Raw genomic sequence first — 18978 nt, forward strand, 5'->3', positions numbered from 1 at the left:
ATGACCGTTTCTAGAGAACTCATATGAATAACGATGCCAAGGTCATGCTGCTGATCGACGCCGACAACGTCTCCGTCGACGTGATGGAGCAAGCCATGCACCGCGTACTCGCCGCACACGGCCATCTGCACGTGCGCCGCGCGTACGGAACGCCAGAGGTTGCGTTGCGGCACCAGGCGCTGTTCAAGCGGCTGTCGATCCGGCCGATGGTCAATCTGGCCGCCGGCAAGAACAGCACCGACATCGCGCTGGCCGTCGATGCGATGGATCTTGCGATTTCCGAGCGCCCGCAGGTCATTTACCTGGTGTCGTCGGACTCCGACTTCGCGCCGCTGGTGTTGCGCCTGCGCGAGAAGGGTTGCCGCGTCTGCGGCATCGGGCAGCAAGGCAAGACAGGTGAAGAGACGACCATCGCGTACGACGATTTCATCGATCTGCGGCACAACAGTGCGCGCGACGAATCCGTGCAGGCCTCCGTGCCTGCAGCGAAGCCGGCACGCAAGTCCGCCGCCAAGACGCCGTCCACCCGCACGCCGGCCGCGAAGAAGGCGAAGCCTGTCGCCGAACCGGCAGCCAAGAAGGCCCCGGCCAAGGCCGCGCGCAAGAAGGCGGCGCCGGCCAAGTCCGCTGCTTCCGAGGCGGCCGAGTTCATCCTGCAAGCCGTGCCTTCGCTGCGCAACGGCGGTGAAATCGAACTGAAAGACGTGGCGCAGGCCCTGCGCGCGGCCAAGCTGCTCGGCAAACATGCGAGCTCGATCAAGCTGTTCGAAAAGCTGCCGGCCGAGTTCGCAGTGATGCAGCACCCCGACCGCATCCGCTGGATCGGCGCCGGCGAAGCCTGAGGAATGACGACGGTCGACTGGTCGCGTCCGTGGCTGGCGCCGTATCGGGCGGATGGCGAGGTGGTCGAGCGCGAGGCGATCGGCGGATCGACGGCTGGGGCGCTCGACGATGCGGCGGGGCGGGGACGCGAGGCTTCGACAGGCTCAGCCCGAACGGGAATGGGCGGGCGAACTGCCGTTCCGCGTTTCGTCCCGCATGACGCACTTTCGCCCGGCGAGGCTTACGAGCGTTTCATCTTCGACACCGGCAGCGTCCCGACCCGCGACAACCTGCACGACTTCTTCAATGGCCTGGTGTGGCTGCGCTTTCCGGAGGCCAAGCGCCGGCTGAACGCATTGCAGGCGACCGAGATCGCCCGCCACGGCATCGGCGCCACGCGCGGTCCGCTGCGCGATGCGCTGACGCTGTTCGATGAAAACGGCGCTGTGCTCGACGCGCCGCCCGAAATCCGGGAAGCGCTGATCGCGCGCGATTGGCATCGGCTCTTCGTTACTGAGCGCGCCAGATGGCATCAGGCACGTCTGCTGGTCTTCGGCCACGCGTTGATGGAAAAGCTCGTTGCGCCGCGCAAGCCTGCGACTGCGCACGTGCTGATGGCGCCGACCGGCCTGGTATCGATTGCGCCGGACGATGACGCCATCGCTGCTGCACTGAACGCAGCGCATCTTGCGACCAAACCGTTCGTTCCGCTGCCGGTGCTCGGCATTCCGGGCTGGTGGCCGGAGAACGAAGACCCTGCTTTCTATGATGATTCCGGCGTGTTTCGCCCGCCCGGTCTGCAGAATCTCCGGCGCGCTCATGCGTCCCGAGCAGATGCCGACGGCCAACTTGAAGCGCGCCGCGCGGCCCCCACCTGATCCGCAGTCGCTCAGTTTCCCCACGGAGAAATCAACTTGAAACGCATTATTCTGTTCGTCCTGACCAACGTGATGGTGGTCGCCGTGCTGGGCATCGTCGCCAGCCTGCTCGGCGTCAACCGCTTCCTCACGGCCAACGGACTCAACCTCACCGCGCTGCTCGGCTTCGCGCTGATCATGGGTTTCGGCGGCGCTTTCATCTCGCTGCTCATCAGCAAGCCGATGGCCAAGTGGACGGCCGGCCTGCGCATGATCGACAACCCGCAGAACGCCGACGAAGCGTGGATCGTCGAGACCGTGCGCAAGTTCGCCAACACCGCCGGCATCGGCATGCCCGAAGTCGCGATCTTCGACGGCGAGCCCAATGCATTCGCCACCGGCGCATTTAAGAACTCGTCGCTGGTCGCGGTGTCGACCGGTCTGCTGCAGGGCATGACGCGCGAAGAGGTCGAGGCCGTCATCGGCCACGAAGTCGCGCACATCGCCAACGGCGACATGGTCACGATGGCGCTGATCCAGGGCGTGATGAACACCTTCGTTGTGTTCCTGTCGCGCGTGATCGGCTATGCGGTCGACAGCTTCCTGCGTCGTGGCAGCGAAAACAGCAACTCCGGCCCGGGTATCGGCTACTACGTCAGCACGATCGTGCTGGACATCGTGCTCGGCTTTGCTGCCGCCATCGTCGTCGCCTGGTTCTCGCGTCAGCGTGAATTCCGTGCCGATGCCGGCGCCGCGCAACTCATGGGCCGCAAGCAGCCGATGATGAACGCGCTGGCCCGTCTGGGCGGATTGCCGCCCGGCGAACTGCCGAAGTCGGTCGAGGCGATGGGCATCACGGGTGCCGTGGGCAAGCTGTTTGCCACGCATCCGCCGATCGAGGAGCGGATCGCTGCGCTGCAGGCTCGTCAGGGCTGAAGACCAGCTGTCGCTTCGTGCGGCCCGATCACGGTCGCCGAAGCGTCGTGACGAAGAACCCAAGCAGGATGAGCGCGATGCCCACAAGATGGAAATCGCGCACCGGCTCCTTCAATACCCAAAAAGCCAGCAGCGCAGTGAACAGTGCGACGAGGTGAAACGAGACGCCCGTCACCGTCGCGCCGAGCGTCGCGACGCAGCGGCTCCAGAGGATGAAGGCGAACAGCGATGCGAAGACGCCGATGTAGAAGACCGCCCCGATCGAGGCGGGGTTCATTGGGATGCGTGCCCCGCGCGCCAGCTCGAAAGCCCAGAAGGGTGTCAGCACCAGCAAGCCTGCCGCCACCGTCGCTGCCAGAAATACGAGAGGGTTGATGGCAGCCGGCTTGCGACGCAGCAGCACCGAATACACCGCGTAGTTGGCGACGGCCAGGAGCACCAGCAGTTCGGCCCCATCGAATCGCAGCGCCGCAAGATTGGCCGTTTCGCCGCGAGCCACGATCCATGCGACACCCAGAAATGAGATGCCGATGCCGACCAGCGCTCTCCAGGTGATGGGCTCGACGCCAAGGATCACCGCGGCGAGCGGCACCATGAGCGGCAACGTCGAATTGAGAAATGCGACGTTTGCGGCCGGCACGGTCTGCAGGGCGACGTAGCCCAGCGCGTTGTAGCCGGCGATGCCGAAAGCACCACAGGCGGCGATGAGTGCCCAGTGCTTCGCCAGAAGATCGCGCTCCCGCCAGGCCTGTCGCCAGACGAAGGGCATCAGGACGGCGAGTGCGACCACCCAGCGGCCGACCGCCAGCGAGACGGGTGGGAATACAGGCCCGAGCGCCCGGCCGAGTACCAGATTGCCGGCCCAGAACGCAGGCGGCAGCCACAGCAGCCAGACGGGACGGGCCCAGAGGGCGAGAAGCGCATTGCGTATCGAAAGCATGGCGCCAGCATCGCAGGCTGGCTCGAAATGCGATTGGTCGAAATTGAGAGCTGCGCGGCCCGCGGCCCGGCCGGCGCGGCGCGGCGCCGTGACCGGCAGGTCAGGATGCCCGCGCGCGGACGTACTGAAGCGGCGTCACGCCGAACGTGCGCTTGAAGTGCTTGTTCAGCGCGCTCTGGTCGTAGAAGCCCGCAGCCAGCGCCGCATCGACGACGGATTGTCCGGCCTGCAACCGACGCAGAGCAGCCTCGAGGCGCAACTGCGTCAGGTAGGCATGTGGCGTCAGGCCCAGCACTCGTTTGAAAGCCACGATCAGCTGGAACGGCGTCAGGCCCGCCACGGCGCCCATGCGTTCGAGCGTCAACGGGGTCGCATAGCTGTCGCGCAGGAGTTCGAGCGCCGGAGCGAGTGCGGCTGCCTCCCGCGGTGACTTCGGAATGCGACGCGAAGCCTGTCCGTGCCGCTGGAGCAGGTCGCCGAAGGTGCGAATGAACCCCTCGCGTCGAAGCAGTGCGTCACGAGGCTCGCCGTCGAGCATGTGATGGAGCGACAGGAACCGCGCGACGAGCTCCGGGTCCTGCAGCACGTTGGACGTGAAATAGCCAGGCTGATCGATTCCAACGGCGCAGAGGATGTCCCTGATGGCCGGCTCGGCCAGGTAGAACGATCGATACCGCCATCGCGCGCTGCCGCCCATCCGGCCCGAGTGCGGCTCCGACGGGTTGAAGACCAGCAGCGCCTGCGGACGGGCGACGTCTGCGCGACCGCGACTCCTGAATTCGGAGCCGCCTGTCTCGGTCACCGCGACGACCAGGGCATCGTGTACGTGCGGTGCGTAGTCATGCGTGGTGAAGTCGGCCTGCAGCATGTCGACTCCCGGCAGGCCGAACGCACACCAGTAGCGCGACGTGTTGCGAGGATTCAGGCGGGCCAACTGAAGTCTTCCTTTCGACGGCCCGTTCGTGTCGCTCGTTCAGGCCGCGGGCGTCTCGTGCGACTCGGCCTGCATTTCGTCGCCGGCGCCGGCTTCGGGAACTTCGATTTCTGGTGCCTCGGTTTCGGCCTTGGCTGCCTCGGCCGCCTTCGCCGCCGCAGCTTCCGCATCCGCCTTCTTGTCCTTGCGCGCCCGCTGCAGCGTGCGCGTCACCTCTTTCGAGTCCATGCCGTACATGTCGGCGAACTCTGCTTCGCTCTTGCCGCTGGCCTCGAACGCGCGCAGCAGGGCTTCGCGTTTGGCCGCCTGCCGTCCGAGTTCGGTGAGCGCATCGTCGAGCGCGGCATTGCTTTGCGGATCGCGTGCGCGGACGCGTTCGGCATAGGCTTCGCGACCGATGTTCGACGACTCGATGGCCGCGATGATGCGTTCGCGCAGCTGCTCGCCGAGGTCGTCCTTCGTGCGCGCCTGGCGGCGGCGAAAGGTTTCGAGGATCGCGTGGTGCACGTGTTCCGGCGCGACGGGCTCGACCGGCTCGGCTTCGAGGTTGTGGCGCTGGTGGCCGGCGGCGACGGCGTCGAGATAACGCGTGGACCGGGCATGCAGGCCGAGCGCGAGCTTCAGGTCCTCGGTCTTGAATTCCTCGCCGTGCCGTTCGACCAGGTCCTGGTAGACGCCCAGCTTCAGCGGAAGAAAGCGTGCGCCGAACATCTTCGGATAGAGCGCGAACAGGCGTTCGAGCACCGGATGCGCCTTGTTGCGCGCTGCCTGCTGGCCTTGGCCGCTGTTGTTGCGACCTTCACGTGGCTCACGCGCCTGACGCGCATCGCCGGCCGTTGGCTGCTGCGGCTTGCGCTGCTGCTGCCCGTGACGGCCGTTCTGCTGGCGCGGCGCGTTGGCAGGAACTGCGGGAACTGCGACTTGCGCACCGTCCGCCTGCTCGGCACCTTCTTCGGATTCGGCCACTCCGGCGGCTTCGGCGGTTTCGCCGATCGGCGCCGATGGCCCGTTGCGGCGCTTGCCGCGTCCTCCGCGCGAACGACGAGTGCGGGGCGGACGATCGCCGCCTTGAGTGCCGCCTTCATTGCCGGCATCGCCGGTGCTTTCGGTGTTCTCTGCGCCGTCGACATGCGCCGATGCGATGGTCGTCACGGGCGGCAGCGATGTCTCAGCTTGCGGCGCTTGGTGTTCGGTGATTTGGGGTGCGTCAGTCATCGGGAAATCGGTTCTGGTGGGCCGCGGCAGGCGCGGCGTTGGGAAAGCGGAAATGGTCTGCCACCTTAGGCGCGAAGGTCAGCGCGGGCGGAACATCTTGAAGAGATTGTCGGGCGTCACCGTGAAGTAGTCCGCAGGGCCGCCCGCGCGCAGGATCGGCTCGGCGGCGGCGGTGTCGTAGATGCCGTCCTTCAGCAGATGGCGCGCGATGTGCACGCCGACCACTTCGCCCAGCACCAGCCAGCTCTGCACCGGCACTTCATCGACGCCCTGAAGCTGCACGATCTGCGTCAGCCTGCATTCGAACGACACCGGGCTTTCCGCCACGCGCGGCACGGCGATGCGGTGCGATGCGGTCGGCGTCAGCCCGGCAAGTTCGAACTCGTCGACTTCGGGCGGCACGGCGGCGCATGTGGCATTCATGCGCTCGGCCAGCGGACGCGTCGCCAGGTTCCAGCCGAACTCGCGCGTCTCGCGGATATTGCGCAGGCTGTCTTTCGCGCCGATGCTGCAGAAACCGACGATCGGCGGCGTGTAGTTGAAGGCGTTGAAGAAACTGTAGGGCGCGAGGTTGAGTCGGCCGTCGGCGTCGTGCGACGAGATCCAGCCGATGGGGCGCGGCCCGACCATCGCGTTGAACGGGTCGTGCGGCAGGCCGTGGCCTTTCGCGGGTTCGTAGAAGTGGAAGTCGTTCGGTGCGTTTGTATCGGCCATGAAGAGTCCTTGTCCTGATTCAGATTGTCGAAAGTGCCGGTCGCGTTGAAGCGTGTATAGCCTGCCCAGCCAGCATCGCCTGAGCCACGGCCTCGGCCACCTTGATGCCGTCCACGCCCGCCGACAGGATGCCGCCGGCGTAGCTCGCGCCTTCGCCGGCCGGATACAGGCCGCGCGTGTTGACGCTCTGGTAGTCGTCGCCGCGCGTCATGCGGATGGGCGACGAGGTGCGCGTCTCGACGCCGGTGAGCACCGCGTCGTGCATGTCGAAGCCCTTGATCTTGCGTCCGAACACAGGCAGCGCCTCGCGCATCGCCGCGATCGCGTAGGCAGGCAGTGCGGCATGCAGATCGGTCGGTGTCACGCCGGGTTTGTACGACGGCTCGACGCTTCCGATGGCTATCGACGGCGTACCGGCGATGAAGTCGCCCACCAGCTGCGCCGGTGCGCGGTAATCGCTGCCGCCGAGCACGAAGGCGTTCGATTCGAGTTCGCGCTGCAGCACCATGCCGGCCAGCGGCGAACCGGCTTTTCCGCTCGTCTTGCTGTTCTCCCAGCCGGGAAAATCGCTAGGGTCGATGCCGACGACGATGCCGGCATTCGCATTGCGCTCGTTGCGCGAATACTGGCTCATGCCGTTGGTGACGACGCGCCCCGGCTCGCTGGTCGCGGCCACCACCGTTCCGCCCGGGCACATGCAGAAGCTGTAGACCGAGCGGTCGTTGGCCGCGTGATGCACCAGCTTGTAGTCGGCCGCGCCCAGCAGCGGATGGCCGGCATGGCGACCCCAGCGCGCACGGTCGATCAGCCCCTGCGGATGCTCGATGCGGAAGCCGATCGAGAACGGTTTGGCGTCGATCTGCACGCCGCGCGAGTGCAGCATCTCGAAGGTGTCGCGCGCGCTGTGGCCGAGCGCCATCACGACGTGGTCGCAACGCAGTTCGCTCGATGCGCCGGTCTTCTGGTCGCGCACCGTCAGGCCGCGCAGATGGCGACCTTCCGGTCCATCCTCGATCATTACATCGGTCACATGCTGCTCGAAGCGGATCTCGCCGCCCAGCGCCACGATCTGCGCGCGCATGTTCTCCACCACCTTCACCAGCTTGAAGGTGCCGATGTGCGGATGCGCGACGTAGAGGATTTCGGGCGGCGCGCCGGCCTCGACGAACTCCGCCATCACCTTGCGACCGAGAAAGCGCGGGTCCTTGATCTGGCTGTAGAGCTTGCCGTCCGAAAAAGTGCCGGCACCGCCTTCGCCGAACTGCACGTTCGACTCCGGGTCCAGCACGCCCTTTCGCCACAGGCCCCAGGTGTCCTTCGTGCGTTCACGCACCGACTTTCCGCGCTCCAGAACGATCGGCCGGAAGCCCATCTGCGCCAGCAGCAGCGCGGCGAAGATGCCGCACGGACCGAAGCCGACGACGACCGGGCGCAGCGCCGCATCGCTTGACGCCTTGGCAGGCGGCGTGTAGCGCGTGTCGGGCGCGCGCTGCACGCGCGGATTGCCGGCCAGTTTGGTGAGCAGTGCGTCTTCGGTCGACGGATCGGCCAGCGTCACGTCGACGATGTAGACCTGCAGCAGCTCGATCTTGCGGGCGTCGAAGCTGCGCTTGTGCACATGGAGGTCGGTGATGGCTGAGGCGTCGATGCCGAGCAGGCCCTGAACGGCGCGGGAAAGCGCGTCGGACGGCGGGTCGAGAGGAAGCTTGAGTTCGGAAAGACGGAGCATGGCGTGCGGCCCGGGGTTATCGGGCAGGTGGCTTTGATCGGGGCGCCATTGTAGGAAACAGCCAGGGGAGAGGAGGGTAAGACCCGTTGAACTGCACCGCGTGGAGGACTATCTTGAAAACGCACCTCTGCATTTTTTGGAGATGGTCATGCTGATAGTCACGAAGGTAATTATTGCGAGCGGCGTCGCTGCCTTGGCAATGGGTGGACCGGCGGTGGTTTCTCCGCTGGATTCAGGATCGTCGGGAACAGGATCGCCGGTGGCTCAGTCGGCGCAGGCCGAGTTGTCGCGGCAGATGCAGGCGATGCCGCCTTGTCAGGCCGGTTGCAATCTTTGGCAGGCGATGGCGGGACGGCATTGAAGTAACAGTCACATTCCAGGGTTTCGGTCTGGAGAGTTCCAATCGGGGTCATGCCCGCACACACCCTTCGCGATCTGACCCAACGCTTTGCAGGCGCAGGCCGGATCGAAGCAATTCTTCTTCGTCCCGCACGCATGGCCCCGATGTCGTCCTCAACCGAAGTTCTCGTCGAACCCGGGCGAGGCCTCGTCGGCGACCGCCGCTCATCAACGCTCCGAATCGGCGACCTCGCGCAAAAGCGCGAAGTCACGCTCTTTCAGGCGGAACACCTGCCCGTCGTTGCAGCGCTGATGGGACTGCCATCGCTAAACCCATCCCGTCTGCGCCGCAACCTCGTCGTCTCCGGCATCAATCTTTTGTCGATGCGGTCGCTCTTCCCGGATGTTCGGTTGCAATGGCAGCTCGGCGACGAAGTGCTTCTCGAAATCACCGGCACCTGCGAGCCGTGCTCGCTGATGGAGGCGGAACTGGGCGAAGGTGGCTACAACGCGATGCGCGGACACGGCGGCGTGACGGCGCGCGTCGTGACGGGCGGCACGCTCCGCATCGGCGATCCGGTCCGCCTCCGCACGCCGGATCAGGCCGGCAGGAACCCCTCGACCGACAGATAGCGCTCACCGGTGTCGTAGTTGAACCCCAGCACCACCGCGTCGTCCGCCAGCTCTAGCAGCTTCTGCGCGATGGCCGCCAGCGTCGCGCCCGACGAAATCCCGACAAGCATCCCTTCTTCGCGCGCCGAGCGCCGCGCCATTTCCCGCGCCGGTTCCGCATCGACCTGGATCACGCCGTCCAGCAATTCCACATCCAGATTCTTCGGAATGAAGCCCGCGCCAATCCCCTGAATCGGATGCGGTGCCGGCGCGCCGCCGGAAATCACCGGCGATGCAACCGGTTCGACCGCGAACACCTTGAGTTTCGGAAAGCGCGCCTTCAATACCCGAGCAATGCCGGTGATGTGGCCGCCGGTGCCCACGCCGGTGATGATTGCGTCGATTCCATCGGGGAAATCTGCTGCGATTTCCTCTGCGGTCGTCCGCACGTGAATATCGACGTTGGCCGGGTTGTCGAACTGCTGCGGCATCCAGGCGCCGGGCGTGGCGGAGACGATTTCGGTCGCGCGGGCGATCGAAGCCTTCATGCCGCCGGCGCGCGGCGTCAGGTCGAAGCTCGCGCCGTAGGCCAGCATCAGGCGGCGGCGCTCGACCGACATGCTGTCGGGCATCACCAGCACAAGCTTGTAGCCCTTGACGGCAGCGACCATCGCCAGGCCGATGCCGGTGTTGCCGGAGGTCGGCTCGACGATCGTGCCACCGGGTTTCAGGGCACCGGAACGTTCCGCGTCCTCGACCATCGCCAGCGCAATACGGTCCTTGATCGAGCCGCCGGGATTGGATCGCTCGGACTTGATCCAGACCTGCTGCGTGCCCTTGGCCGTGCCGGCGAAAAGCTTCTGGATGCGCACGTGCGGCGTGCGGCCGATGGTTTCGAGGATGTTCTGAGCTTTCATGGATGGTCTCCTGGGCGGCGAAAAAACGGGAAGGTCCATTGTGGCGACATAATCCGCCCCGTGAAGCGCGCCGGACCGCCGCTGGTGCAATCTGGGAAACCAGGCACTGGAGGAACGTCCGGACTGCACAGGACAGCGTAGGAGTTAACGACTCTCCACCGCGAGGTGAGGATCAGAGCAACAGAGACGAGTCGGTGAAGGGGCAACCCCGATCCGGGTGAAACGGGCAATCTCTGCGCGCAGCAACACCAAATAGGCCAACGTCGACGTGGTTCCGCGGAGTTGGCGGGTAGGTGGCATCGAGCCGTCCGGGCGACCGGCGGCCCAGATTAATGGCGGTCACGCTGCCGTTCTCGCAAGAGGCGGCAGTGCACAGAATCCGGCTTACAGGCGCGCTTCACACTATTCACACACCAGCAAGGATTCGCACGCTCAGAAGCGCTGCGAGCCCATCGCCTTGGAAATCTTCTTGTCGGTCTTGTACTGGCTCAGTGCATAGACGGCCCAGATCGCGGCCGGAAGCCAGCCGATCAGCGTGACCTGCAGGATCAGGCAGATGATTCCGGCAATCGGTCGACCGATGGTGAAGAAGGCGACGAAGGGCAGGAGGATGGCGAGCAGAAGGCGCATGGCGTTGGTTCGTTCGGGCTGTAAAAAGAATCAGAACTTCTCATGCGGCAGCAGATAGCGCCATTCGCCAGGCGCCAGTCCTGCGAGTGGGACGCGACCGACACGAATCCGCTTCATCGCGACGATGCGGAGGTCCACGCCGTCGCACATCTGCGCGACCTGGCCCGGCCAGGCGCCTTTCATGGCGAAGCGCAGGCCGGTCTGCGTGCCGTCTTCGCTCTGCCGGCCAATACTGACCTTCGCTGGCAGCATGGCGCGACCGTCGATCACAGGCGACTGATTCAGCCGGTGCAGCGCCTGCGGACTCACTTCGCCGGTCACGTCGACCATCACTTCGTATTCCATCAGTCCGGCGTCTTCGATCAGCTTGCGCTCGATGCGCGGGTCCTGCGTGAAGACAATCAGCCCGCTGGCGCCGGTTTCCAGCGGCGTGAGGCAGCGCTGGTTGGCGAAGTGGCGCTGCAGCGTGGGGCGCTGCGAGGTGTCGTCGGCGGTGCGCTTCGCGGCGAAAAGCAACCTGGCGACCGGCGCGTCGAAGGCGATCTTCGGTGGCTTGTTCAGAACGATGGTGACGACCTGCACCGGCTCCGGCCGCGCATTCTTGTCGATCTCGACCTGCTGGCCGGGCAGCACGCGGGACTCAGGCACCTCGACGCGACGGCCATCGACCTGCACGGCGCCGTTCTCGATCAGCAGTTCGGCTTCGCGGCGCGAGCAGCCGGTGTCGGCGGCGACGCGCTTGGCCAGGCGAATACCTTCGTCGCCCTGGGTTTCTCTTCGGTTGTCTCTCATGGATGTCCTGGAAATTTCTTGTGGATGCGCTCGACGTGTGCGGCCAGCGAGCGTGCGGCCATCGGCCACATGCGTTCGGGCACGTCGGCATAGGCGACCGGCAGCCAGTCCTGCGGCGTGCCGTCGGGCTGTGCGCGCATGGCGGCGAGGACGCGTGCTTCGCGCTTCAGCCGGTGCATGCGCAGCGCCGCGATGGCGTCGCGCGCGCTGCCGATGACGTAGCCGTGCGCAGGAAGGATGAAGTCGATGTCGCCATCGGTGCAGACCTCGTCGAGCCGGGTCAGCGAATCGAGGTAGTCGGACATGTCGCCGTCCGGCGGATCGACCACCGTGGTGCTGCCGTTGAGGATGTGGTCGCCGGAGAACAGCAGGCCGTCTTCTTCCAGCACCAGACACAGATGGTTGGCTGCGTGGCCGGGTGTGTGGACGACGCGCAATGTGTGGCTGTTGCCTGAAGATGAATCGCCGAGTACCAGCCGCTCGCCATCGGCGAGTGCACGGTCGGGCACGAAGTACGAAGCCGGCCGTGCGGTCGGCGCGGAAGGCAGGCCGAGGATCGGCGGACGGTTCGCACACAGCGCCTGCAGCGGCGCCGCGCCCGGCGAATGGTCGGCATGCGAATGCGTGCAGACGATGGCGCGGATGTCGCCTGCGGTGGCCTCGAAAAGTCGCGCAGTGTGATCGTCGTTGCGCGGACCGGGATCGATGACGATGTAGCCGGTGGCAGCGTCGCCGACGATGTAGCTGTTGGTGCCGGGGCCGGTCATGGGACCGGCATTCGGCGCGGTGAGCCGGCGAATGTTGCGCAGCAGCATGACGGGGGTTTCGCTCTGCCAGTCGAGCGCATGCAGGATCTGACCATCCGGGCAGACCAGCGCCAGTTCGCCGAAGGGCGGCTCGTGCGCCATGTAGCGCGCTTCCTGTCCGCGCAGGAAGCCGGCGCGCGGACAACTTGTGAAGAGCGGCTGCTCGGTCGCGCAGGCGTCGAGCACGGCATCGACCGTCGCATACGTCGCCATGCGCTCCAGCGTGCGCACGGTCGGGAAGATCATGAAGAAGCTGCCCGCCGCATGCCGCTCCAGCGCTTCGGCCGGGCGCACCCAGACCGGCTCGAACTGCTCGGTCTCGTCGGCGACCGGCGTCTGGCCTTCAGGCATTCGCGCAACGAGAAAGGGCACGTCGAAGCGCTTGGGCAGGTCGCGGTCGGTGATCCAGTGGGCAAAGGTGAAGACGCTGTCGGTCGCGAGGCGCAATCCGTGCGCGGCGCATTGGGCGACGAGGGGCGTCGTGCCGGCGGCCGTGCTGCGGTCCATCGCGGCGATGGTTTCAGCATCGACCGGTCGGCCATCGGCATCGTGTGCCAGCAGAACGCCAAGTTCCTCGAAACTTTCGCGCAGTGCGGCGACGGCCTGCTTCAGCTGCAATTGGCTCTGCGTCAATCGCCGTGTTGCGACCTGCGGTGCCTGCGCTTCCTGCGCGTCGCTGTCGTCGATGCGTCCGCCGGGGAAGACGTAGGCACCCGGCGCGAAGCTGGCGGCGGCGGAGCGGCGCGTCATCAGCACTTCGATACCGTGCGGCGTGTCGCGCAACAGCAGCACCGTGGCGGCCGGTCGAAGGGGCGCGGGTTCGCGGTGAGGATGGCTTTGTTGGGTGGGGCGGACCATCGGGGGATTATCGGCAGCATGGCAAGATTGCCGGATGCTCGTCAATTGCGTCGTCTACGAAAACGGTTCCAAGCTCGCCGACATACCGGTCGCCGACATCAGCGAGTACCTCTCGATGCCCGGATGCTTCATCTGGGTGGCGCTTCACGATGCGACGAAAGAGGAACTGGTCGAACTGCAGGATGAATTCGGCCTGCATCCGCTGGCGGTCGAAGATGCGCAGAACGGCCATCAGCGCCCGAAGGTCGAGGAATACGGCGATTCGCTGTTCGTGGTGCTGCATCTGCTGGATGCGTCCGCAAGGCCGACGACCGACGCCGCGCCCGAATCCGAGCGTCGTCGGGCCGAGGCGAAACTCGGCGAGCTCGACATCTTCGTCGGCCGCAACTACGTGGTGTCAGTGCGCAATCGCAGTGAACAGGGCTTCGTGGAGGTGCGCGAACGCTGCCAGCGCGAACCCGAACTGCTGCGCAACGGCCCAGGCTTCGTGCTGTACGCGCTGATGGACGCGGTGGTCGACCGCTACTTTCCGGCCATCGACGCCTTCGAGGACGAGCTCGAAGTGATCGAAGAACAGATCTTCACCAAGGGCAAGGCGCGCGAAAGCCTTCAGCGCCTCTATGCGATGAAGCAGCGCCTGACGGTGTTCAAGCACGCCGTCGCCCCGTTGCTCGAAGCGACCGGCAAGCTGCATGGCGGTCGGGTGCCGCAGATCTGCGTCGGGTCGCAGGACTACTTCCGCGACGTGATGGACCACCTGAGCCGCATCAACGGCACCATCGATTCGGTGCGCGACACCATCGGAACGGCGATTCATGCCAATCTTTCGATGGTGACCATCGAAGACGGCGAAGTGACCAAGCGGCTCGCGGCCTGGGCGGCGATCTTTGCGGTCTGCACCGCATTCGCCGGCATCTGGGGCATGAACTTCGAGCACATGCCGGAGCTGAAATGGCGCTACGGCTATGTTGCGGCGCTGAGCCTGATCGCGAGCCTTTGCGGTTATCTGTACTGGCGGTTTCGGAAGGCCGGCTGGGTTTGAGGCTGGGTCTGAGTGCGGCAGGCGCCCGGCTCAGTCCCAGGCCGGCGCTAGTCCGGCCGGGCTGGTGAGGCGGTCGCCGCGGTCGAGGTCGGCGATCTGCGCCACGTCGGCTTCGCTCAATCGCAGGCGCTGCGCCAACAGATTGCTCGCCAGGTTCTCGCGCTTCGTCGACGACGGAATCACCGCGTAACCCAACTGCATCGCCCAGGCCAGCACGACCTGCGCCGGCGTCGCGTCGTGCGACCTGGCGATCGTGCCGATTACCGGGTCTTTCAGCACCTTGCCGTAAGCCAGCGTCATGTACGACGTGATGCGGATGCCCTGGTTGCGCGCGAAGTCGGCCACCTTGCGGTTCTGCAGGTACGGAGAAAGCTCGATCTGGTTGGTCGCGATCTCGCCGGCGCCGACCGCGCCGATGGCCTGTTTCATCAACGCGATGGTGAAGTTGGAGACGCCGATCCGCTTCGTCAGCCCGAGCGCCTTCGCTTCGGCCAGCGCCGCCATGAACTCTGCTACCGGCACGGCGTCGTTCGGTGACGGCCAGTGGATCAGCGCGAGGTCGACGTGGTCGGTGCGCAGCTTGGCGAGGCTGTCGCGCAGGCTGGGCACCAGCTGATCGCGGCCGTAGTTGGCGGTCCAGATCTTGGTGGTGATGAAGATGTCCTTGCGCGGCACGCCGCTCTCGGCGATGGCTTGGCCGACTTCGGCTTCGTTGCCGTAGATCTGCGCTGTGTCGACGAGCCGGTAGCCGAGTTCGAGGCCGGTCCGGACCGAGTCGATGACGACCTGTTCTTTCAGGCGGAAGGTGCCGAGGCCGAAGGCGGGGATGGATGAAGTCATGTTGCGTGGTTCTTTCTATCGGCGATCAATGGGAAGTCGTGGGAAGAAGCGCGGCCCTGCGTGGTGTCTGACCGTCGAGCTTTCCGCTCAGCGCCGTCAGCGCCAGCGAGACCAGCACCACGAGCGCGCCGATCCACGGCGTGTGCATCAGCCCGAGGTGCGTGACGATCAGCCCGCCCGCCCAGGCTGCGCCGGCGATGCCGAGGTTGAATGCCGCGATGTTCAGTCCCGAGGCCACGTCGACAGCCTGCGGAGCGAAGCGTTCTGCCTGCTTCACGACGTAGACCTGCAGTCCCGGCACGTTGCCGAAGGCAACCGCGCCCCAGGCCAGCACCGTGGCAACGGCCAGCCATTTGTGCGGCGCAGTGAACTGCAGGACCAGCAGCACGGCGGCCAGCAGCGCGAAGATGAGTTTCAGCGCCGGGATCGGCCCGAGCCGGTCGGCCAGCCTGCCGCCCCAGAGGTTGCCCGCCGCCACTGAAACGCCGTAGACCAGCATCACCCAGCCGACCGCGCCGGCGCCGAAGCCGGACACGTCGGTGAGGATGGACGCCAGAAACGTGAATGGAATGAACGATCCGCCGTAGCCGATGGCGGTGGTCGCATAGACCAGCAGCAGCCGGGGCTCGGCCAGCACCCTGGCCTGCTGCAGCAGCGAAGCCGGCGTGGTGTGGCGGATGTCCTTCGGCACGAAGAAGGCGCTGCCGATGAAGGCGATCACGCCCAGCGCCGACACGGCCAGGAAAGTCTCGCGCCAGCCGAAATGCTGACCGATGAAGGTGCCCAGCGGCACACCCGTGACCAGTGCAACCGTGAGGCCGGTGAACATGACCGCGATGGCGCTTGCCGCCTTTTCCTTCGGCACGAGGCCGGTCGCGATGGTCGAGCCGATCGAGAAGAACACGCCGTGCGCAAGCCCGGTCAGGATGCGCGCGGCCACCAGCGATTCGTAGGTCGGCGCTTTCCAGGCCAGCAGGTTGCCTGCCGTGAACAGCGCCATCAGGCCGAGCAGCAACGCCTTGCGCGGCACTTTGCCGGTCAGTGCGGTGAGCACCGGCGCGCCGATGGCGACGCCGAGCGCGTAGAGGCTGACCAGCAGGCCGGCGGAGGGCAGGCCGATGCCGAGGTCGGCCGCGACGGTGGGCAGCAGGCCGACGATCACGAACTCGGTCGTGCCGATGGCGAATGCGCTGAGGGTCAGCGCGAGCAATGCAATGGGCATCGAGGACTCCCGTGATCGTTGTGAATGCCGCGAGTCTGAAGCGATATCTATTGCAGAAAAAGCTAGATTTGAGCGATACATAGTTGCTCAATAATCAATAGTTAAAGGGCGATTTCCGCCTCGGCCATTGAGAAATCACATTCCGCATGAAAAAAGATTCGATCCAGAAGTTGCACAAGAGCTTTGAAGGCTGCGCGCATCAGAATGACGGCGTGGAGCACTGGCTGGCGCGCGAGCTGCAGGTGCTGCTCGGCTACAAGGAGTGGCGCAACTTCGTGACGGTGATCGACAAGGCCCGGATTGCTTGTCAGAACGCTGGGCAACCGGTAGTCGATCATTTTGTTGACGTCAACAAAATGATCGAGGTGGGCAAGGGTGCCGAACGCGGAGTAGACGACATCGCGCTCACGCGCTACGCCTGCTATCTCATTGCCCAGAATGGCGACCCGCGCAAGGAGGCCATCGCTTTCGCGATGACTTATTTCGCGGTGCAGACGCGTAAGCAGGAGCTGATCGAGGCGCGCATGGCGGAGTGGGAGCGGTTGCAGGCTCGCGACAAGCTCACGCTGTCGCAAAAAGAGCTGTCAGGCGTGCTTTACGAACGCGGCATCGACAGCCAGGGATTCGGCCGCATTCTGAGCAAGGGCGATGCAGCGCTTTTCGGCGGCGTGAGCACGCAAAACATGAAACTGCGCCTCTCCGTTCCCGAGACTCGTCCGCTCGCCGACTTTCTACCGACGATCACCATCAAGGCCAAGGACTTCGCCAACGAGATCACCCACACGCAGGTCAAGCAACGGGATCTGAAGGGCGAGAAGAGCATCACGCAGGAACATGTGAAGAACAACAGCGACGTGCGAAAGCTGCTGACCGATCGCCAGATCGCGCCTGAAGAGTTGCCTCCGGCGGAAGATACGAAGAAGCTACAGAGGCGTCTCAAGGCGGAGGAAAAAAAGCTTCCGCGCCAATGAAAACCACCCTCGACGAACTCCAGGCCTTCACCACCGTCGCTGACGCCGGCTCCATCACCGCCGCCGCCGAGCGTCTCGGCCAGACCGTTTCCGGCATCAGTCGCGCGCTCAGCCGGCTGGAACGCAAGCTCGACACCACACTGATGCGCCGCACCACCCGCCGCATCGCGCTGACCGAGGAGGGCGCGGCGTTCCTCGTGCATGCGCGATCGATCCTGGCTTCGATCGACGATGCCGAAGCGCAGATGGCCGCGCGTCGCGAGCGGCCGGCCGGGCGCTTGCGCGTGAATGCCGCGACGCCATTCATGCTGCACGCCATCGTGCCGCTGGTACCCGAATTCCGGCTGGCATATCCGCAGATCGCGCTGGAACTCGACACCGACGAGCTGAATATCGATCTGCTGGAGCGCAGTACCGATATCGCGATCCGCATCGGCGCACTGCGCGATTCGACGCTGCACGCGCGTCCGCTCGCGACCAGCCGGATCCGCGTACTGGCCAGTCCCGGCTACATCGCCTCACATGGCCGGCCCAGGAACGCGGCCGACCTCGCCGGGCATGCGTTGCTCGGCTTCACGCAGCCCGAATCGCTCAACCGCTGGCCGTTGCGTGGCACCCACGGTGACGAATGGCCGATCGCGCCGACCGTCACCGCGTCCAGCGGCGAGACGCTGCGCCAGCTCGCGCTGCAGGGATCGGGCATCGCCTGCCTGTCGGACTTCATGACGGCCGCCGACCGGGAACGCGGCGATCTGGTGCAGTTGCTCGGGAAGGAAACCGTCGACGTGCGCCAGCCGATCAACGCCGTGTATTACCGCAACACCCAGTTGGCGGCGCGGATCGCGTGCTTCCTGGATTTCCTTGCGACAAGGCTGGATTACCCGTAACGCCGTGGCCGGAATGCGCGACCCATAATCTGGCGATGCGAATCCGATTCACCAAGATGCAGGGCGCGGGCAACGACTTCGTCGTGCTCGACGAAACCCGAGCGCCGCTGGGCCTGACCAAGGCCCAGTACCGGTTCATCGCCGACCGCCATTTCGGCGTCGGTGCCGACCAGATCCTCACCGTGCGGCCGTCGCCGGCCGAGGGCATCGACTTCCAGTACCTGATCCACAACGGCGACGGCGGCGAGGTCGAGCAGTGCGGCAACGGCGCGCGATGTTTCCTGCGCTACGTGCGCGAACACAAGCTGACGGACAAGGACGCAGTGCGCGTCCAGACACTTTCGGGCGTGATCGAGCCGCGCATGGCCGGGGACGGCCGCATCACCGTCGACATGGGTCTGCCGGTATTCGAACCGCAGCGCGTGCCTTTCGACCGAGCCGGGCTCGATCCGCAGGCCGATGGTGGCTGGGAAAAGTGGAACCTCGCGTTATCGGCCCATGCGGGCGGCCCGATCGTGCCGCTGGCGATCCTGTCGATGGGGAATCCGCATGCGGTGCAGATCGTCGACGACGTCGATACCGCGCCGGTCGAAATACAGGGTCCGCTGATCGAGCACCATCCGCGCTTTCCGCAACGGGTCAACGCCGGTTTTCTTCAGATCGTCGACCGCAGGCACGGCCGACTGCGCGTGTACGAGCGCGGTGCCGGCGAAACGCTGGCCTGCGGCACCGGCGCGTGCGCCGCGGTCGTGGCCGGCATCCGGCTCGGACTGCTCGATGCGAGCGTCGACGTCGAGACGCGCGGCGGCATCCTCACCATTGCGTGGGCCGGCCTCGGCCAGCCGGTCTTCATGACCGGGCCCGCACTCACCGTGTTCGAAGGCGACATCGAGGTACCCGATCTCCCATGAAACT

Annotated in this window: 20 protein-coding genes and 1 other RNA gene; 10 read left to right on the plus strand and 11 right to left on the minus strand. The window is 65.6% G+C overall.

Translation table 11 applies throughout. The annotated features are described in order from the left end of the window. Nucleotides 1-23: 23 nt before the first annotated feature. Genes ACSFA3_RS19845 through htpX form a run of 3 tightly spaced genes read left to right on the plus strand, consistent with a single transcriptional unit; the run spans nt 24 to nt 2615 of the window. Nucleotides 24-842: an NYN domain-containing protein gene (locus tag ACSFA3_RS19845; RefSeq protein ID WP_435507208.1), complete on the plus strand. Its 819-nt coding sequence runs from the start codon at nt 24-26 to the stop codon at nt 840-842. 3 nt (nt 843-845) lie between these two features. Then, the gene (locus ACSFA3_RS19850) at nt 846-1700 is read left to right on the plus strand and encodes a DUF3025 domain-containing protein (protein WP_435507209.1); all 855 of its coding nucleotides are present in this window, start codon (nt 846-848) and stop codon (nt 1698-1700) included. Nucleotides 1701-1736: 36 nt separating this feature from the next. Beyond that, on the plus strand, nt 1737-2615 hold the full coding sequence (gene htpX, locus ACSFA3_RS19855) for a protease HtpX (protein ID WP_435507210.1): 879 nt from the start codon (nt 1737-1739) through the stop codon (nt 2613-2615). A gap of 28 nt (nt 2616-2643) precedes the next feature. Here htpX and ACSFA3_RS19860 read toward each other — a convergent pair whose 3' ends face one another. From ACSFA3_RS19860 to ACSFA3_RS19880, 5 genes are all read right to left on the minus strand, one after another. Then, a complete protein-coding gene (locus ACSFA3_RS19860; protein ID WP_435507211.1) occupies nt 2644-3555 on the minus strand; it encodes a DMT family transporter in 912 nt (303 codons plus the stop codon). Nucleotides 3556-3655: 100 nt separating this feature from the next. Further along, complete coding sequence (locus tag ACSFA3_RS19865) at nt 3656-4489, minus strand: helix-turn-helix transcriptional regulator (protein ID WP_435507212.1); 834 nt, start codon at nt 4487-4489, stop codon at nt 3656-3658. A gap of 39 nt (nt 4490-4528) precedes the next feature. Beyond that, nucleotides 4529-5704, minus strand: coding sequence for a ProQ/FINO family protein (locus ACSFA3_RS19870; protein ID WP_435507213.1), 1176 nt, complete (start codon nt 5702-5704; stop codon nt 4529-4531). A 78-nt stretch (nt 5705-5782) separates the two neighbouring features. Further along, the gene (locus tag ACSFA3_RS19875) at nt 5783-6418 is read right to left on the minus strand and encodes a flavin reductase family protein (protein WP_435507214.1); all 636 of its coding nucleotides are present in this window, start codon (nt 6416-6418) and stop codon (nt 5783-5785) included. A gap of 19 nt (nt 6419-6437) precedes the next feature. After that, nucleotides 6438-8147 carry an NAD(P)/FAD-dependent oxidoreductase gene (locus ACSFA3_RS19880; RefSeq protein ID WP_435507215.1) on the minus strand — a complete coding sequence of 570 codons (1710 nt, stop codon included), beginning with the start codon at nt 8145-8147 and terminating at the stop codon, nt 6438-6440. Nucleotides 8148-8247: 100 nt separating this feature from the next. On the opposite strand from ACSFA3_RS19880, the gene ACSFA3_RS19885 reads away from it, so the two are divergent. Further along, nucleotides 8248-8508: a hypothetical protein gene (locus tag ACSFA3_RS19885; protein ID WP_435507216.1), complete on the plus strand. Its 261-nt coding sequence runs from the start codon at nt 8248-8250 to the stop codon at nt 8506-8508. A gap of 143 nt (nt 8509-8651) precedes the next feature. Next, on the plus strand, nt 8652-9119 hold the full coding sequence (locus ACSFA3_RS19890; protein ID WP_435507217.1) for an MOSC domain-containing protein: 468 nt from the start codon (nt 8652-8654) through the stop codon (nt 9117-9119). Here ACSFA3_RS19890 and cysK read toward each other — a convergent pair. After that, entirely contained in the window at nt 9086-10015 is a 930-nt protein-coding gene (cysK, locus tag ACSFA3_RS19895) for a cysteine synthase A (RefSeq protein ID WP_435507218.1), read from the minus strand. The genes ACSFA3_RS19890 and cysK overlap by 34 nt on opposite strands. 62 nt (nt 10016-10077) lie before the next feature. Between cysK and rnpB the strand changes: the two genes are divergently transcribed. Further along, an RNA gene (gene rnpB, locus ACSFA3_RS19900) (RNase P RNA component class A) lies at nt 10078-10418 on the plus strand. A gap of 29 nt (nt 10419-10447) precedes the next feature. Here the strand turns inward: rnpB and ACSFA3_RS19905 are convergent. The 3 genes from ACSFA3_RS19905 to ACSFA3_RS19915 are packed head-to-tail and all read right to left on the minus strand — an operon-like array spanning nt 10448 to nt 13101. Continuing rightward, the gene (locus tag ACSFA3_RS19905) at nt 10448-10645 is read right to left on the minus strand and encodes a YqaE/Pmp3 family membrane protein (RefSeq protein WP_435507219.1); all 198 of its coding nucleotides are present in this window, start codon (nt 10643-10645) and stop codon (nt 10448-10450) included. 30 nt (nt 10646-10675) lie between these two features. Next, nucleotides 10676-11437, minus strand: a complete 762-nt coding sequence (locus ACSFA3_RS19910; protein WP_435507220.1) for an RNA pseudouridine synthase — start codon at nt 11435-11437, stop codon at nt 10676-10678. Further along, the gene (locus ACSFA3_RS19915; RefSeq protein ID WP_435507221.1) at nt 11434-13101 is read right to left on the minus strand and encodes an MBL fold metallo-hydrolase; all 1668 of its coding nucleotides are present in this window, start codon (nt 13099-13101) and stop codon (nt 11434-11436) included. Before ACSFA3_RS19915 ends, ACSFA3_RS19910 begins: the two co-directional genes overlap by 4 nt. A 34-nt stretch (nt 13102-13135) precedes the next feature. Between ACSFA3_RS19915 and ACSFA3_RS19920 the strand changes: the two genes are divergently transcribed. Then, nucleotides 13136-14143 (plus strand): magnesium and cobalt transport protein CorA, encoded by a 1008-nt coding sequence (locus tag ACSFA3_RS19920; protein ID WP_435507222.1) that lies wholly within the window; start codon nt 13136-13138, stop codon nt 14141-14143. A gap of 30 nt (nt 14144-14173) precedes the next feature. Here the strand turns inward: ACSFA3_RS19920 and dkgB are convergent, their stop codons facing one another. Beyond that, entirely contained in the window at nt 14174-14983 is an 810-nt protein-coding gene (gene dkgB, locus ACSFA3_RS19925) for a 2,5-didehydrogluconate reductase DkgB (RefSeq protein WP_435507223.1), read from the minus strand. Nucleotides 14984-15008: 25 nt separating this feature from the next. After that, the gene (locus ACSFA3_RS19930; protein WP_435507224.1) at nt 15009-16205 is read right to left on the minus strand and encodes an MFS transporter; all 1197 of its coding nucleotides are present in this window, start codon (nt 16203-16205) and stop codon (nt 15009-15011) included. Nucleotides 16206-16351: 146 nt separating this feature from the next. Between ACSFA3_RS19930 and dinD the strand changes: the two genes are divergently transcribed. From dinD to dapF, 3 genes are read left to right on the plus strand one after another with little or no spacing between them, the layout of a single operon-like run. Further along, nucleotides 16352-17176, plus strand: coding sequence for a DNA damage-inducible protein D (gene dinD / locus ACSFA3_RS19935; RefSeq protein ID WP_435507225.1), 825 nt, complete (start codon nt 16352-16354; stop codon nt 17174-17176). Then, entirely contained in the window at nt 17173-18063 is an 891-nt protein-coding gene (locus tag ACSFA3_RS19940) for a LysR substrate-binding domain-containing protein (RefSeq protein ID WP_435507226.1), read from the plus strand. Before dinD ends, ACSFA3_RS19940 begins: the two co-directional genes overlap by 4 nt. Nucleotides 18064-18098: 35 nt before the next feature. After that, a complete protein-coding gene (dapF, locus tag ACSFA3_RS19945) occupies nt 18099-18974 on the plus strand; it encodes a diaminopimelate epimerase (protein ID WP_435507227.1) in 876 nt (291 codons plus the stop codon). Nucleotides 18975-18978: the final 4 nt, after the last annotated feature.

Origin of the sequence: Variovorax glucosi (assembly GCF_051216695.1) — a bacterium.
Lineage (GTDB): Bacteria > Pseudomonadota > Gammaproteobacteria > Burkholderiales > Burkholderiaceae_C > Variovorax.